The sequence below is a fragment of the Pseudomonas duriflava genome, assembly GCF_007830155.1.
GTDB lineage: Bacteria > Pseudomonadota > Gammaproteobacteria > Pseudomonadales > Pseudomonadaceae > Chryseomonas > Chryseomonas duriflava.
Window position 1 is genome coordinate 113,198 of the sequence record NZ_VLKY01000009.1, and the last position, 13,761, is coordinate 126,958.

Annotated in this window: 12 protein-coding genes and 3 tRNA genes; 14 read left to right on the forward strand and 1 reads right to left on the reverse strand. The window is 52.0% G+C overall.

Annotated features, from left to right (window positions below; genetic code table 11):
• The first annotated feature begins 115 nt into the window (after positions 1-115).
• From alaS to IQ22_RS14245, 8 genes are all read left to right on the forward strand, one after another.
• Positions 116-2,740: an alanine--tRNA ligase gene (gene alaS / locus IQ22_RS14210; RefSeq protein ID WP_145143109.1), complete on the forward strand. Its 2,625-nt coding sequence runs from the start codon at positions 116-118 to the stop codon at positions 2,738-2,740.
• A gap of 97 nt (positions 2,741-2,837) precedes the next feature.
• Positions 2,838-4,073, forward strand: coding sequence for an aspartate kinase (locus IQ22_RS14215; RefSeq protein ID WP_145143111.1), 1,236 nt, complete (start codon positions 2,838-2,840; stop codon positions 4,071-4,073).
• 163 nt (positions 4,074-4,236) lie between these two features.
• Complete coding sequence (gene csrA, locus IQ22_RS14220; RefSeq protein ID WP_145143113.1) at positions 4,237-4,422, forward strand: carbon storage regulator CsrA; 186 nt, start codon at positions 4,237-4,239, stop codon at positions 4,420-4,422.
• Between the two features lie 59 nt (positions 4,423-4,481).
• Positions 4,482-4,572, forward strand: a tRNA-Ser gene (locus IQ22_RS14225).
• Between the two features lie 108 nt (positions 4,573-4,680).
• A tRNA-Arg gene (locus IQ22_RS14230) sits at positions 4,681-4,757 on the forward strand.
• Between the two features lie 69 nt (positions 4,758-4,826).
• Positions 4,827-4,903 (forward strand) — tRNA-Arg (locus IQ22_RS14235).
• Between the two features lie 87 nt (positions 4,904-4,990).
• Positions 4,991-5,428, forward strand: a complete 438-nt coding sequence (locus tag IQ22_RS14240; RefSeq protein WP_145143115.1) for an acyl-CoA thioesterase — start codon at positions 4,991-4,993, stop codon at positions 5,426-5,428.
• Between the two features lie 19 nt (positions 5,429-5,447).
• On the forward strand, positions 5,448-6,413 hold the full coding sequence (locus IQ22_RS14245) for a tRNA dihydrouridine synthase (RefSeq protein ID WP_145143117.1): 966 nt from the start codon (positions 5,448-5,450) through the stop codon (positions 6,411-6,413).
• Between the two features lie 46 nt (positions 6,414-6,459).
• On the opposite strand, the gene IQ22_RS14250 is transcribed toward IQ22_RS14245, so the two are convergent.
• Positions 6,460-7,332: a LysR family transcriptional regulator gene (locus tag IQ22_RS14250; protein ID WP_145143119.1), complete on the reverse strand. Its 873-nt coding sequence runs from the start codon at positions 7,330-7,332 to the stop codon at positions 6,460-6,462.
• A gap of 124 nt (positions 7,333-7,456) precedes the next feature.
• Here IQ22_RS14250 and leuC point away from each other — a divergent pair, with 124 nt between their 5' ends.
• The 6 genes from leuC (at position 7,457) to IQ22_RS14280 (ending at position 13,746) form a co-directional block, all read left to right on the forward strand.
• Positions 7,457-8,881 (forward strand): 3-isopropylmalate dehydratase large subunit, encoded by a 1,425-nt coding sequence (leuC, locus tag IQ22_RS14255; RefSeq protein ID WP_145143121.1) that lies wholly within the window; start codon positions 7,457-7,459, stop codon positions 8,879-8,881.
• A 10-nt stretch (positions 8,882-8,891) separates the two neighbouring features.
• Positions 8,892-9,536, forward strand: a complete 645-nt coding sequence (gene leuD / locus IQ22_RS14260; protein WP_145143123.1) for a 3-isopropylmalate dehydratase small subunit — start codon at positions 8,892-8,894, stop codon at positions 9,534-9,536.
• Between the two features lie 9 nt (positions 9,537-9,545).
• Positions 9,546-10,310 carry a class I SAM-dependent methyltransferase gene (locus IQ22_RS14265; protein ID WP_145143125.1) on the forward strand — a complete coding sequence of 255 codons (765 nt, stop codon included), beginning with the start codon at positions 9,546-9,548 and terminating at the stop codon, positions 10,308-10,310.
• Between the two features lie 54 nt (positions 10,311-10,364).
• On the forward strand, positions 10,365-11,447 hold the full coding sequence (gene leuB, locus IQ22_RS14270) for a 3-isopropylmalate dehydrogenase (protein ID WP_145143127.1): 1,083 nt from the start codon (positions 10,365-10,367) through the stop codon (positions 11,445-11,447).
• A gap of 56 nt (positions 11,448-11,503) precedes the next feature.
• Entirely contained in the window at positions 11,504-12,616 is a 1,113-nt protein-coding gene (gene asd / locus IQ22_RS14275) for an aspartate-semialdehyde dehydrogenase (protein WP_145143130.1), read from the forward strand.
• Positions 12,617-12,735: 119 nt separating this feature from the next.
• Complete coding sequence (locus IQ22_RS14280) at positions 12,736-13,746, forward strand: aspartate-semialdehyde dehydrogenase (RefSeq protein ID WP_145143132.1); 1,011 nt, start codon at positions 12,736-12,738, stop codon at positions 13,744-13,746.
• The last annotated feature ends 15 nt before the right edge of the window (positions 13,747-13,761 follow it).

Below are 13,761 nucleotides of genomic sequence, written 5' to 3' on the forward strand. Positions count from 1 at the left end.
CAGTTTCAAAATAGGTAATACCTATATTGCAAATTGACGACAGCCAGCGCTTCTGCCCGATATACTGCCGGCCTTTGTCGGCGCGCTGTAGCCCTGTATCTGTCTGGAAGAATTTATGAAAAGCGCAGAAATCCGTGAAGCCTTCCTCCGCTTCTTCGAAGAGAAGGGGCATACCCGAGTGGCCTCAAGTTCGCTGATTCCCGCGAACGATCCAACCTTGCTATTTACCAACGCTGGAATGAACCAGTTCAAGGATTGTTTTCTCGGCCTCGAGAAGCGTTCCTATACCCGTGCAGCGACTAGCCAAAAATGCGTTCGAGCGGGTGGCAAGCACAATGATTTGGAAAACGTAGGTTACACAGCCCGCCATCACACATTTTTCGAGATGCTGGGCAATTTTAGCTTTGGTGATTATTTCAAGCGCGACGCCATTACCTTCGCTTGGGAGTTCCTGACTTCGCCTAAGTGGCTGAACCTACCGAAGGACAAGCTTTGGGTAACTGTCTACGAAACCGATGACGAGGCATTTGATATCTGGACCAAGGAAGTCGGCGTTCCGGTCGAGCATATGGTCCGTATCGGTGACAACAAAGGCGCTCCCTACGCCTCTGACAATTTCTGGACAATGGGCGATACCGGGCCATGCGGACCCTGTACCGAAATCTTCTATGACCATGGTGAGGGTATCTGGGGCGGCCCGCCCGGCTCACCTGAAGAAGATGGTGATCGCTACATCGAGATCTGGAACAACGTATTCATGCAGTTCAACCGCACGGCGGATGGTGTGCTGCACCCGTTGCCAGCGCCCAGTGTGGATACCGGCATGGGGCTGGAGCGTATCAGTGCCGTACTTCAGCACGTGCACTCGAATTATGAAATCGATCTATTCCAGAATTTGCTGGCTGCTTCGGCTGAAGCCATCGGCTGTGCCAATGACGGAGCGCCTTCGCTCAAGGTTGTGGCTGACCACATTCGTTCCTGTAGCTTCCTGATCGCTGATGGCGTACTGCCGTCCAATGAGGGACGCGGTTACGTTCTGCGTCGAATTATTCGCCGGGCCTGTCGCCATGGCAACAAGCTGGGCGCCAAAGGTTCCTTTTTCTACAAGATCGTCGGTGCGCTGGTAGCTGAGATGGGCGAAGCCTATCCTGATCTTAAGCAGCAGCAGACTCATATCGAGCGTGTGCTGCGAACCGAGGAAGAGCAGTTCGCCAAAACCTTGGAGCAGGGTCTCAAGATCCTTGAGCAGGATCTGGCTGAACTGAACGGCGAGATGATTCCGGGCGAAGTGGTATTCAAGCTGTACGACACTTACGGCTTCCCAGTCGACCTGACCAACGATATCGCTCGCGAACGCAACCTGACTCTAGACGAAGAGGGTTTTGAGCGTGAGATGGAAGCACAGCGTGAACGTGCCCGTTCCGCCAGTGCCTTTGGTGTGGACTACAACAGCTTGGTAAAGGTGGAAGGCGAAACACTCTTTACCGGTTACGACAGTCATGCCGGTAGCGGTAGTATTGTCGCGCTGTTTAAGAAAGGTGTTGCCGTTCCTCAACTTGTTGAGGGCGACGAAGGCGTTGTTGTTCTCGACCAGACGCCGTTCTATGCCGAGTCTGGTGGGCAGATTGGTGATACCGGTTACCTGTTTGCAGACGGCCAGCGCTTCGATGTGAGGGATACCACTAAAGTGGGTAGTGCATTCCTGCATCATGGCCTAGTAGCTGCCGGTACGCTGAAAGTAGGGGAACGCCTGGAGACTCAGGTTGATGCTTCTGTACGTCAGGCAACGTCTCTCAATCACTCGGCTACGCATCTTCTTCATGCGGCTCTTCGTCAGGTATTAGGCGAACATGTCCAGCAAAAGGGGTCATTGGTAGACAGTCAGCGTCTGCGCTTTGACTTCAGCCATTTCGAGCCAATTAAATCCGAGCAGATTAAAGAGCTCGAAGACATCGTTAACGCCGAAGTGCGCAAGAACACACCGGTCCAGATCGAATCGATGGATATCGAAAGCGCCAAGCGCAAGGGCGCTATGGCGCTGTTTGGCGAAAAATATGGCGACACCGTTCGCGTGCTAACTATGGGTAATGGTTTTTCTGTTGAACTGTGTGGCGGTATCCATGCCTCACGAACCGGCGATATCGGCGTGTTCAAGATTGTGAGCGAGGCTGGCGTCGCTTCAGGTGTCCGCCGTATCGAAGCGGTTACAGGCGCTGGCGCGTTGGCTTACTTGAATAAAGCGGAAGAGCAGCTCAAGGAAGCCGCAGGTCTGCTCAAGGGCAACAAGGAAAGTGTTGTCGACAAGCTGTCCAGTCTGCTTGATCGAAACCGCCAGCTGGAAAGGGAACTGGAACAGCTGAAAGCCAAGGCTGCCAGTGCAGCCGGTAATGATTTGGCTGGTTCGGCTGTTGAAGTCAAAGGTGTTAACGTCTTGGCGGCTCGGCTGGATGGTCTGGACAGCAAAGCGCTAATGGCAATGGTCGACCAGTTGAAAAACAAGCTGGGGCGCGCTGTGATCCTGTTGGGCGGTGAACTCGACGGCAAGGTGGTGCTTGTGGCTGGTGTGACGGCTGATCTGACAGGCCAGCTTAAGGCCGGTGATTTGATGAAGCAGGCTGCTGCCCATGTTGGTGGCAAGGGCGGTGGCCGTCCGGATATGGCTCAGGGAGGCGGCACTGATCCCTCTGCTTTGGAAAGTGCTCTGGCATTGGCCAAGAGTTTTACCGAAGCTGGGCTATAAGATAACGAGAAGGCTCGCATCGCGCTCTGTGAGCCTTTGGCAGGTTTTTATAGGCCTGAACTAGTTAAATGAGCGCCTATCGCGTTAGGCAAATCAAATGGCATTGATCGTACAGAAGTTCGGCGGCACCTCCGTAGGTACTGTCGAGCGCATCGAGCAGGTGGCCGAAAAGGTCAAGAGATTCCGTGAAGCCGGTGATGACATCGTGGTGGTTGTATCCGCCATGAGTGGCGAGACCAATCGTCTGATCGATCTAGCCAAGCAAATTATGCCGCAGCCCAATCCGCGCGAATTGGATGTTATGGTCTCGACGGGCGAGCAGGTCACCATTGGCATGCTCGCCATGGCGTTGATCAAGCGTGGTGTCCCAGCCGTGTCGTATACCGGCGGGCAGGTACGTATCTTGACCGATAGCGCATTCAATAAAGCGCGGATTCTGAGCATTGATGACCAGCGTATCCGTACCGATCTCAAGGAAGGCCGCGTCGTTGTTGTCGCTGGTTTCCAGGGCGTTGACGATCAGGGCAACATTACTACGTTGGGGCGGGGGGGCTCCGATACTACGGGTGTAGCATTGGCCGCCGCATTAAAGGCGGATGAGTGCCAGATCTATACCGATGTAGACGGTGTGTATACCACTGACCCGCGTGTAGTGCCGCACGCTCGTCGCCTGGAAAAGATTACATTCGAAGAAATGCTGGAAATGGCCAGCCTGGGCTCGAAAGTCTTGCAAATCCGCTCCGTAGAATTCGCAGGCAAATATAACGTGCCCTTGCGTGTTCTTCACAGCTTCAAAGAGGGTCCGGGCACCCTCATTACTCTTGATGACGAGGAATCCATGGAACAGCCGATTATTTCCGGCATCGCCTTTAATCGCGACGAAGCCAAGCTGACCATTCGCGGTGTTCCAGACACCCCGGGTGTAGCTTTCAAAATTCTCGGACCTATCAGTGCGGCTAATATCGAAGTCGATATGATCGTGCAGAATGTTTCGAACGATAACACGACAGATTTTACCTTTACGGTGCATCGCAACGATTACCAAAACGCCCTAGATGTGCTGAAACAGACCGCTGATGCCATGAGTGCGCGTGAAGCCAGTGGTGATACCAAAATCGCTAAGGTATCTATTGTCGGAGTCGGCATGCGTTCCCATGCCGGAGTGGCTAGCCGTATGTTCGAAGCGTTGGCCAAGGAAAGCATCAATATCCAGATGATTTCCACCTCCGAAATCAAAGTATCGGTAGTCATCGAAGAAAAATATCTAGAGCTGGCTGTGCGGGCGCTTCATACCGCATTCGAATTGGATGCGCCGGCCCGCGTTAGCGAATAGATACTATCCCTTGGAGGGTAGTAATAGATGCCTTCCATCGATTTGCCCGTGCTTCTGGAACTTTCCTTCTGGAGGCACGGGTCAATAGATTCAGTATGAGCCCGTGTTTGACGGGTTCTACTCTTTTTGCAGACTGTGGTCCTGAAACTTAAGGAGAAAAGGAATGCTTATTCTGACTCGGCGGGTTGGAGAAACCCTAATGGTAGGCGATGAAGTGACCGTAACGGTTCTTGGTGTAAAAGGAAATCAGGTACGCATAGGAGTTAATGCGCCCAAGGAAGTAGCGGTTCATCGTGAGGAAATTTACCAGCGCATCCAGAAAGAAAAGGATCAGGAACCTAACCTCTGATTTTTGTTTAACTTTTTGCTTGCACAGGGGAAAAAATAGAGTATAGTACGCCCCGTCGCGGTGAGGTGGCCGAGAGGCCGAAGGCGCTCCCCTGCTAAGGGAGTACACCTCAAAAGGGTGTCGAGGGTTCGAATCCCTCCCTCACCGCCATTTATATTACAGGCTTAGAGAAAGACGATTCAGAGTTCTATCCCTCTGATTTCATTAGAAAGATCGTCTTACTTGGTAATCCATAAGTCTATAATGTGCAGTCTCAGCGCGCTCGTAGCTCAGCTGGATAGAGTACTCGGCTACGAACCGAGCGGTCAGAGGTTCGAATCCTCTCGAGCGCGCCATTTTGAAGGGTGCTTTAACGAGTACCTCGCAATACCAGTGGTGATCTGGATATAAAAGCACCAAACAGCGCGCTCGTAGCTCAGCTGGATAGAGTACTCGGCTACGAACCGAGCGGTCAGAGGTTCGAATCCTCTCGAGCGCGCCACATCTCAAAGGGCTTGCAGAAATGCAAGCCCTTTGTTTTTGTGCCTGGAAAAAGATTGGCTATGTTTTTTGCGATCGGTAAAGATGCATGAACTGGGATCTAGAAAAGCCATTTGTTATGCCATTGTTGGTCCAGGCCGGCGATATCGATGCGTTGGGGCATGCCAATAATGCGGTATATGTTGCTTGGCTGGAGCGGTGCGCTTGGCAGCACTCTACTAGTCTTGGCCTCGGTATAGAGGTCTTTCATCGATTAGATCGTGCTATGGCAGTAGTACGCCATGAGATTGATTATCTGGCGAGTGCATTCGATGGGGATGAGCTGGCGCTAGGGACCTGGCTGGTCGACTGGGATCGAAGATTGCGCATGAGTCGACGCTTTCAGCTGATTCGTCTCGTTGATGGTGTCACACTTCTACGTGCGCAGACCACATTTGCCTGTATCGAACTATCGTCCGGCAAGCCCCGGCGGATGCCGGAAGAGTTCATTCAGGGGTATGGCCGGGCTTTTGGTAAAACGCCATAGGGCGTGCTGTTGAGGTTTTATGCAGATTGCTTTAGCGCCCATGGAAGGCTTGGTTGATGAGATCCTGCGTGAACTGTTGACCCAGGTCGGGGGCATCGATTGGTGCGTAACCGAATTCATTCGGGTAACCGATCGATTATTGCCAGCATCGACTTATCAGAAATATGCGCCGGAATTGGCTCATGGTTCTAGAACATTGTCCGGTACGCCAATGCGGGTGCAATTTCTGGGCTCCGATCCTGTGTGTCTGGCAGAAAATGCAGCTTATGTTTGTACGCTAGGCGCTCCGGTGATCGACCTCAATTTTGGTTGTCCAGCCAAGACCGTTAACAAGTCTCGTGGCGGTGCTGTGCTGTTAAAAGAGCCTGAACTGCTTTATGAGATTGTCAGAGAGGTTAGGCAGGCGGCTCCAGCCTCTATTCCTGTCACCGCAAAAATGCGGTTGGGCTATGAATGTCCTGATAGGGCGATCGAATGTGCTCAAGCGTTGGAGGCGGGTGGTGCGGCTCAACTTGTGGTGCATGCGCGCACGAAGCTGGACGGTTATAGACCGCCAGCTTACTGGGAGTGGATTGCTCGCATTGCCGATAAAGTAAGTGTGCCTGTGCTGGCTAATGGTGAGATTTGGACGCTGGAGGATTACTGGCGTTGCCGTGAGGTCAGTGGTATGGCGGATGTTATGTTAGGGCGTGGACTGGTATCTCGCCCGGATCTGGCGCGCCAGATTGCAGCCAGTGTTAAAGGCGAGGTGGTTACCTGTATGGTCTGGGACGAATTGCTAGGGTTGTTACAATTGTTCTGGCTGAAAGCCTGTCAAAAACTGGCACCACGCTACGCGCCGGGACGCTTGAAACAATGGCTCGGAATGCTGGCGCGTAATTATCCAGAAGCGATGGCCTTGTTTGGTGAGGTTCGTCGTGAAACAGCATGTGAGCGGATCGATCAATTGTTAGGTGTCGATTATCGAGCTGTCGAGATGGCGTAAGGCTATTTTATATTATACCAAAGGCGCCGTTCGGCGCCTTTGGTATTTAAGAGGCTTCCTCGTCTAGTAAGCTCATAAGCGCACGCGCCGCATTCGAATGGGTACGCTCCGTATGCACAATGTAGCCTAATTGGCGTTTGAGTGAGAGGCCAGGAAGCGGTAAGCGCATGACTTGGTCGTCCAGCATGGTGCGCGGAAGTACACTCCAGGCAATGCCGATGGAAACCATCATTTTGATAGTTTCCAAATAATTGGTACTCATCGCGATATTAGGCGAAAGCTGTCGTGCCTCAAAAAGTCTGCGTACGATGTGATGAGTAAATGTGTTCCCGCCTGGAAAGACAGCTGGATACTGGGCAACGTCAGTTAGGCTTATTGACTTGGCCAAGGCTAAAGGGTGTTCTGGGGCGGCTACGAAATCCAGCGGGTCATCCCAGACTGGAACCGCTTGAATCAAGGGTGACTTCTCAGGTGCTAGCGTAATGATGGCCAGCTCGACCCGCCCTTGAAGAATTTCTTCATAAGCGGCTTCAGAGTCGAGAAAGCGGATATCTAATGCCACGCTAGGATAGCGGCGGGTGAATGCACGTAAAACGGGCGGTAATCGATGCAGGCCGATATGGTGGCTTGTGGCAAAGGTTAGTTTGCCGGATACCTCGCCGCTGAGATTGGTCAGTGCCTTACGGGTATCGGTTAGCACTTCCTGTATCTGGTAGGCCCTAGGCAGCAATGCACGTCCTGCCTCTGTAAGGCTTATTTCTCGGCCTATACGATCAAACAGGCGTGTCCCCAAGTCCTGCTCTAGGCTGGCGATGCGTTTGCTGATTGCCGGCTGGGTCAGGTGAAGGCGCTCACCTGCTTCGGAAAAACTGGACATTTCCGCAACGGCGATAAAAGCCTTGAGGTTACTGAGATCCACTAGTTTGATTCCAGATTGTTATGCATATCATGAAAATTATGAATTTGTGTTATTCGATGCTAGGGCGATAGCATCATCCTTACAAGCCCTAAGGGCATAGAAACACGCCGATGAGGACGTAGTGATGGCTGGCAAAACGCTTTACGACAAACTTTGGGACATGCATCTGATCAAGCAGCGTGACGATGGCTCGGCTCTGCTTTATATCGATCGTCACATCATTCATGAAGTGACTTCGCCGCAGGCCTTCGAAGGGTTGCGTTTGGCAGGCCGTAAGCCTTGGCGCTTGGCTGCTAACCTGGCAACGCCAGACCATAATGTGCCAACGACACCGGATCGTAAGGAAGGTATTGCTTCCATCAAGGATGAAACTTCACGTATTCAGGTGCGTACTCTTGATGAGAATTGCGATGCTTTTGGCATCACGCAATTCAAAATGAACGATGTTCGTCAGGGCATTGTGCATGTCATCGGCCCTGAGCAAGGCGCGATTCTTCCTGGCATGACCGTAGTCTGTGGCGATTCACATACCTCGACCAATGGTGCTTTTGGCGCATTGGCACATGGCATCGGTACCTCAGAAGTGGAGCATGTTTTGGCGACACAGTGTCTTGTTGCCAAAAAAATGAAAAATATGCTGGTTCGTGTCGAGGGAGAGCTGTCCTTCGGTGTAACAGCTAAAGACATTGTTTTGGCTGTCATCGGTAAAATTGGTACGGCTGGTGGCAATGGACATGCTATCGAATTTGCTGGAAGCGCGATCCGCTCGTTGTCTATGGAAGGTCGTATGACTATCTGCAACATGTCCATCGAGGCGGGCGCGCGGGTGGGCATGGTTGCTGTGGACCAGACCACAATTGATTATGTAAAAGGGCGACCTTTCGCTCCGGCTCCTGAGTATTGGGACCAAGCTGTCGAGTTATGGCGCGGATTGGTTTCTGACAGCGATGCAGTGTTCGATACTGTTGTCGAGCTCGACGCTACCCAAATCAAGCCTCAGGTCAGTTGGGGAACCTCGCCTGAAATGGTGCTGGCTGTTGATCAGTCGGTACCGGACCCTGCTCAGGAAAAAGATGCCGTTAAGCGCGGATCCATAGAGCGTGCCCTGAAGTATATGGGACTTAGAGCCAGCCAGCCGATTACTGAAATTCAACTGGATCGTGTATTTATTGGTTCTTGCACCAACTCGCGCATCGAAGACTTACGTGCTGCCGCTGCGATAGCCAAGGGACGCAAAGTTGCCAATACGATCAAGCAGGCCCTCGTTGTTCCTGGCTCCGGACTGGTCAAGGCGCAAGCGGAAAAGGAAGGATTGGACAAAATTTTCATTGAGGCTGGTTTCGAGTGGCGTGAGCCGGGATGCTCGATGTGTCTGGCCATGAATGCTGATCGCCTTGAAAGTGGCGAGCACTGTGCTTCTACGTCCAACCGTAACTTCGAGGGACGTCAAGGTGCAGGTGGGCGCACTCATCTGGTGAGCCCAGCTATGGCAGCCGCCGCAGCGATTGCGGGCCGCTTTGTCGATGTTCGTGAATTTGGCCGTGCCTAAGGAGTCCTTCATGCAAGCATTTACCCAGCACACCGGCATTGTCGCTCCTTTGGATCGTGCCAACGTTGATACTGATCAGATCATCCCTAAGCAGTTCCTTAAGTCAATCAAGCGGACGGGCTTTGGACCGAACCTCTTTGATGAATGGCGTTATCTGGATGTTGGTCAGCCAGGGCAAGATAACAGCAAGCGCCCCTTAAACCCTGACTTCGTACTGAATCAGCCTCGTTACCAAGGAGCAAGCATTCTGCTTGCACGGGAGAACTTCGGTTGTGGTTCGTCACGCGAACATGCACCTTGGGCGCTAGACGGGTACGGCTTCCGTGCCGTTATTGCCCCAAGTTTTGCTGATATCTTCTTCAACAACAGCTTTAAGAACGGTTTGCTACCCATCATTTTGTCTGAACAAGACGTCAGTGAGCTTTTCGAGCAGGTTGAGTCGACAGAAGGGTATACGCTTGAAATAAATTTGGCTTCTCAGACCGTTACTCGACCTGACGGGAAAGCGCTTTCCTTCGAGATTGATGAGTTCCGTAAGCACTGCTTGCTTAATGGTCTCGACGATATTGGACTGACGTTGCAGGATGCTGACTCTATTAGAGCTTTTGAAGAGTCGTATAAGAAGATTAATCCTTGGTTGTTCCAAAACGCATGAGGTAACAACATGACTGGCGAACATGAAAATCTAGTTCGATCTCAATTTGGCTCGACTGCAGAATCTTATCTAAGCAGCAGCGTACATGCTCAGGGTACCGAGTTTGCAGAAATGCGCGAGCAGGTCGCTAAACGTGAGCAGGCTAAGGTTCTGGATCTGGGATGTGGCGCCGGTCATGTCAGCTATAACGTGGCTCCTGTAGCCGGTTCGGTCGTTGCGCTAGACCTTTCTGAAGAAATGTTGGCCATCGTTAAGCGTACGGCACAAGAGCAGGGTTTGGACAATATTACCGTCCAACCTGGGATGGCCGAGCGTTTACCTTTTGGTGATGCCAGTTTCGATTTTGTCTTTAGTCGTTATTCTGCCCATCATTGGCGTGATATCGGCTCGGCATTAAGCGAGGTTCGTCGTGTATTGCGGGTCGGTGGGCAGGCAGCGTTCGTGGATGTTGTATCGCCTGCGAGTCCACGGCTGGATACCTATCTGCAGACAGTAGAAATTTTGCGAGACAATAGTCATGTTCGTGACTATTCGATGGCGGAATGGCTGCAGCTTCTGGGTGTAGCGCGCCTGGGCGTTACGCGTTGTGTCAGGCAGCGACTTCGCTTGGATTTCGATACGTGGACAGAGCGCATGAACACGCCGGAGCCTATGCGTCAGGCTATCCGTACCTTGCAGGGCCGTATTGGCCAAGAGGTACGGCATTATTATGAGATCGACCGTAACGGCTCTTTTTGCGTTGACGTCATGGTGCTATGGGCACAGCCGCTTTAATCACAAGCAGCGCTGATGTGTTGCTTTTACTTTACATGGATAAGCGAGAAAAAGATGAGTAAGCAGATCCTCGTTCTGCCAGGCGATGGTATCGGTCCTGAAATCATGGCGGAAGCCGTCAAGGTTCTGAATCGAGTCAACGAGCAGTATTCGTTGGGTTTCGAGCTCACCGAAGATGTCATTGGTGGTGCGGCCATTGACAAGCATGGTGTGCCGCTGGCTGATGAGACTTTGGCGAAAGCACGTGCGGCCGATGCTGTATTGTTAGGCGCTGTAGGTGGTCCGAAATGGGACAAGCTCGACCGGGCCATTCGTCCCGAGAAAGGACTGCTAAAGATTCGGTCGGAGCTGGGGTTGTTCGCGAATCTACGTCCGGCCATTCTCTATCCGCAACTGGCCGAGGCCTCCACCCTCAAGCCAGAGGTTGTTTCTGGTCTGGACATTCTGATCGTGCGCGAGCTGACAGGTGGTATCTATTTCGGTGGTCCACGTGGTATTCGGACACTAGAAAACGGTGAGCGCGAAGGCTATAACACGCTTCCTTACAGCGAGAGCGAAATCCGTCGTATCGCCCGGGTTGGCTTTGATATGGCGCGCGTGCGCGGCAAGAAATTATGCTCGGTAGACAAAGCTAATGTTATGGAGTCCAGCCAGCTCTGGCGCGAAATTGTTGAAGAGGTTGCACAAGAGTATCCGGACGTCGAGCTTTCCCATATGTATGTAGATAATGCTGCCATGCAGCTAGTCCGTGCGCCTAAGCAGTTTGACGTTATGGTCACCGATAATATGTTTGGCGACATTTTGTCGGATGAGGCCTCTATGCTGACAGGATCAATCGGCATGTTGCCGTCGGCTTCTCTGGATGCCCATAACAAGGGGATGTATGAGCCATGTCATGGCTCGGCTCCTGATATTGCCGGGCAGGGTATCGCCAATCCATTGGCGACTATTCTGTCGGTTTCGATGATGCTTCGTTACAGTTTCAATCAACTCGAAGCTGCCAATGCAATCGAGCAGGCTGTAAGTAAAGTATTGGATCAAAAATTGCGTACCGGCGATATCTGGTCCGAGGGATGCCAAAAAATAGGCACCCGTGAAATGGGTGAGGCGGTAGTCGCGGCGCTCGCGGCTGAGTAATCTGTATGGCTGGTCGGAGTGCTTCCGGCCTCCATCTATAACAAAGGGCAGTAGCAATGAAGCGTGTAGGTCTAATCGGTTGGCGCGGTATGGTGGGATCCGTGCTCATGCAGCGCATGTTGGATGAGCGGGATTTCGACTTGATCGAGCCGGTGTTCTTTACTACCTCCAATGTGGGTGGCGAAGGTCCTTCAATTGGCAAAGAAATCGCGCCGCTGAAAGATGCCTACAGCATTGATGAGCTCAAAAGTCTCGACGTGATCCTGACCTGTCAGGGTGGCGACTACACCAATGAGGTTTTTCCTCGATTGCGTGAGGCTGGTTGGAACGGTTACTGGATAGATGCGGCTTCCAGCCTGCGCATGAAAGATGATGCCGTTATCATTCTGGATCCGGTCAATCGTCGTGTCATCGATCAGGCGTTGAACGAAGGCACTAAGAATTATATTGGTGGCAACTGTACGGTTAGTCTGATGCTTATGTCATTAGGCGGGCTTTTTGAGGCTGGCTTAGTGGAATGGGTGAGCGCCATGACTTACCAGGCTGCTTCTGGTGCCGGTGCGCAGAACATGCGCGAGCTTATCCGTCAGATGGGCGCCACATATAACAGCGTGGCGGATGAACTGGCGAACCCAGCTAGCGCCATTCTCGATATTGACCGCAAGGTGGCTGAAACCCTGCGCGGCGATTCTTTCCCAACCGAGAGTTTCGGTGTGCCGCTAGCGGGCAGCTTGATTCCTTGGATCGACAAAGAGCTGCCTAATGGACAAAGTCGCGAAGAGTGGAAGGGGCAGGCAGAAACTAACAAGATCCTGGGACGTTTCAACAATCCGATTCCAGTCGATGGTATGTGTGTACGCATTGGAGCCATGCGTTGTCACAGTCAAGCGTTGACCATCAAGCTTAATAAAGATGTGCCGTTGTCAGATATCGAGGGTTTAATCAGCCAGCATAATCCCTGGGTCAAGCTGGTTCCCAATCAGCGTGAGGCATCTATGCGCGAGCTGACGCCAGCTGCGGTTACAGGTACTTTAAGCGTTCCGGTTGGTCGCTTGCGTAAGCTGAACATGGGGTCGCATTTCCTTGGAGCCTTTACCGTTGGTGATCAGCTTCTGTGGGGGGCTGCTGAGCCACTACGCCGAATGCTTCGTATCCTGCTTGAGCGTTAGTAGTAAGGGGAGCTTTCAAGCTTCTCTTATGGATTTGGCTGCACGATTGGCCTGTGACGATTGAAACTAGAGAAGGTGGCCGTTAGAGTGCCGCCTTCTTTTATATATCAGGCCTATTCATGAGCTCACTTCCTTCGATAGCTATTGTCGGTGCTACTGGTGCCGTGGGTGAGGCCCTGGTTGCCTTGCTCGAGGAGCGTGACTTTCCGCTCTCCAGCTTGTATCTCTTGTCCAGCGCTGAGTCTGCAGGTAAGTCTTTACCGTTTCGCGGTAAGAATTTAAGAGTAGGTGTAGCCGAAACTTTTGATTTCAAGCAGGTGGCTGTGACGTTTCTGGCTGCTAATCAAGAGGTGTCGCAAGTAATCGCCGACCGGGCTTTCCAAGCCGGAAGTTCAATTGTTGATCTTTCTGGAGCCTTAGAGGCATCAATATCGCCACGTGTTATTCCAGGTGTTAATGATCAGGTCTTAAACCTGCTTCCTAAGCCTTGGCGTGTCTCGATTCCCTGTTCCCCGGCTGCTGCCTTGGTTAGCGCACTGGCCCCGCTGTGTGCCAAAACACCCATTGAGTACGTTACCGTTACCGCCTGTCTTCCTGCCTCTGGTCGCGGGCGAGCGGGTGTCCGAGAGTTAGCACGCCAAACAACAGAGCTACTTAACGGGCGCTCTATCGAGCCCCGCGTGTTTGGGCGTCAGTTAGCGTTCAATATACTAGGGCTAGCGGGAAATCAGCAGGAAAATGGATACAGTCAAATCGAGCGGCGTCTAATCGAGGATAGCCAACATATATTAGGTAAATCCCTCGGGATCGTATCGGCGACGTGTATTCAGGTTCCAGTCTTTTATGGCGAAAGCCTGGCAGTGACTTTGAAGACGCAAAGCGCTTTAACTATAAAAGAATTGAATCTAGCCTATTCTGGAATACAAAATTTGGAATTGTTTGAGGCTGATGAATATCCAACAGCTGTAGAAGATTCGATTGGGCGGGATGAGACGCTCATTGGACGTATGCGACAGCATCCTTCAGATGGGCATGTGATTGAAATGTGGATCGTTTCAGACAATGTTCGAAGATCAGCAGCGTTGAATGCCATACAGACTGCGGAATTGTTGATAAAACACACTTCGTAAAAGATACTGATTTAA

Coding starts and splice junctions, on each gene's coding strand:
- alaS (WP_145143109.1), top strand. CDS start 116: ATGAAAAGCGCAGAAATCCGTGAAGCCTTCCTCCGCTTCTTCGAAGAG.
- IQ22_RS14215 (WP_145143111.1), top strand. CDS start 2,838: ATGGCATTGATCGTACAGAAGTTCGGCGGCACCTCCGTAGGTACTGTC.
- csrA (WP_145143113.1), top strand. CDS start 4,237: ATGCTTATTCTGACTCGGCGGGTTGGAGAAACCCTAATGGTAGGCGAT.
- IQ22_RS14240 (WP_145143115.1), top strand. CDS start 4,991: ATGAACTGGGATCTAGAAAAGCCATTTGTTATGCCATTGTTGGTCCAG.
- IQ22_RS14245 (WP_145143117.1), top strand. CDS start 5,448: ATGCAGATTGCTTTAGCGCCCATGGAAGGCTTGGTTGATGAGATCCTG.
- leuC (WP_145143121.1), top strand. CDS start 7,457: ATGGCTGGCAAAACGCTTTACGACAAACTTTGGGACATGCATCTGATC.
- leuD (WP_145143123.1), top strand. CDS start 8,892: ATGCAAGCATTTACCCAGCACACCGGCATTGTCGCTCCTTTGGATCGT.
- IQ22_RS14265 (WP_145143125.1), top strand. CDS start 9,546: ATGACTGGCGAACATGAAAATCTAGTTCGATCTCAATTTGGCTCGACT.
- leuB (WP_145143127.1), top strand. CDS start 10,365: ATGAGTAAGCAGATCCTCGTTCTGCCAGGCGATGGTATCGGTCCTGAA.
- asd (WP_145143130.1), top strand. CDS start 11,504: ATGAAGCGTGTAGGTCTAATCGGTTGGCGCGGTATGGTGGGATCCGTG.
- IQ22_RS14280 (WP_145143132.1), top strand. CDS start 12,736: ATGAGCTCACTTCCTTCGATAGCTATTGTCGGTGCTACTGGTGCCGTG.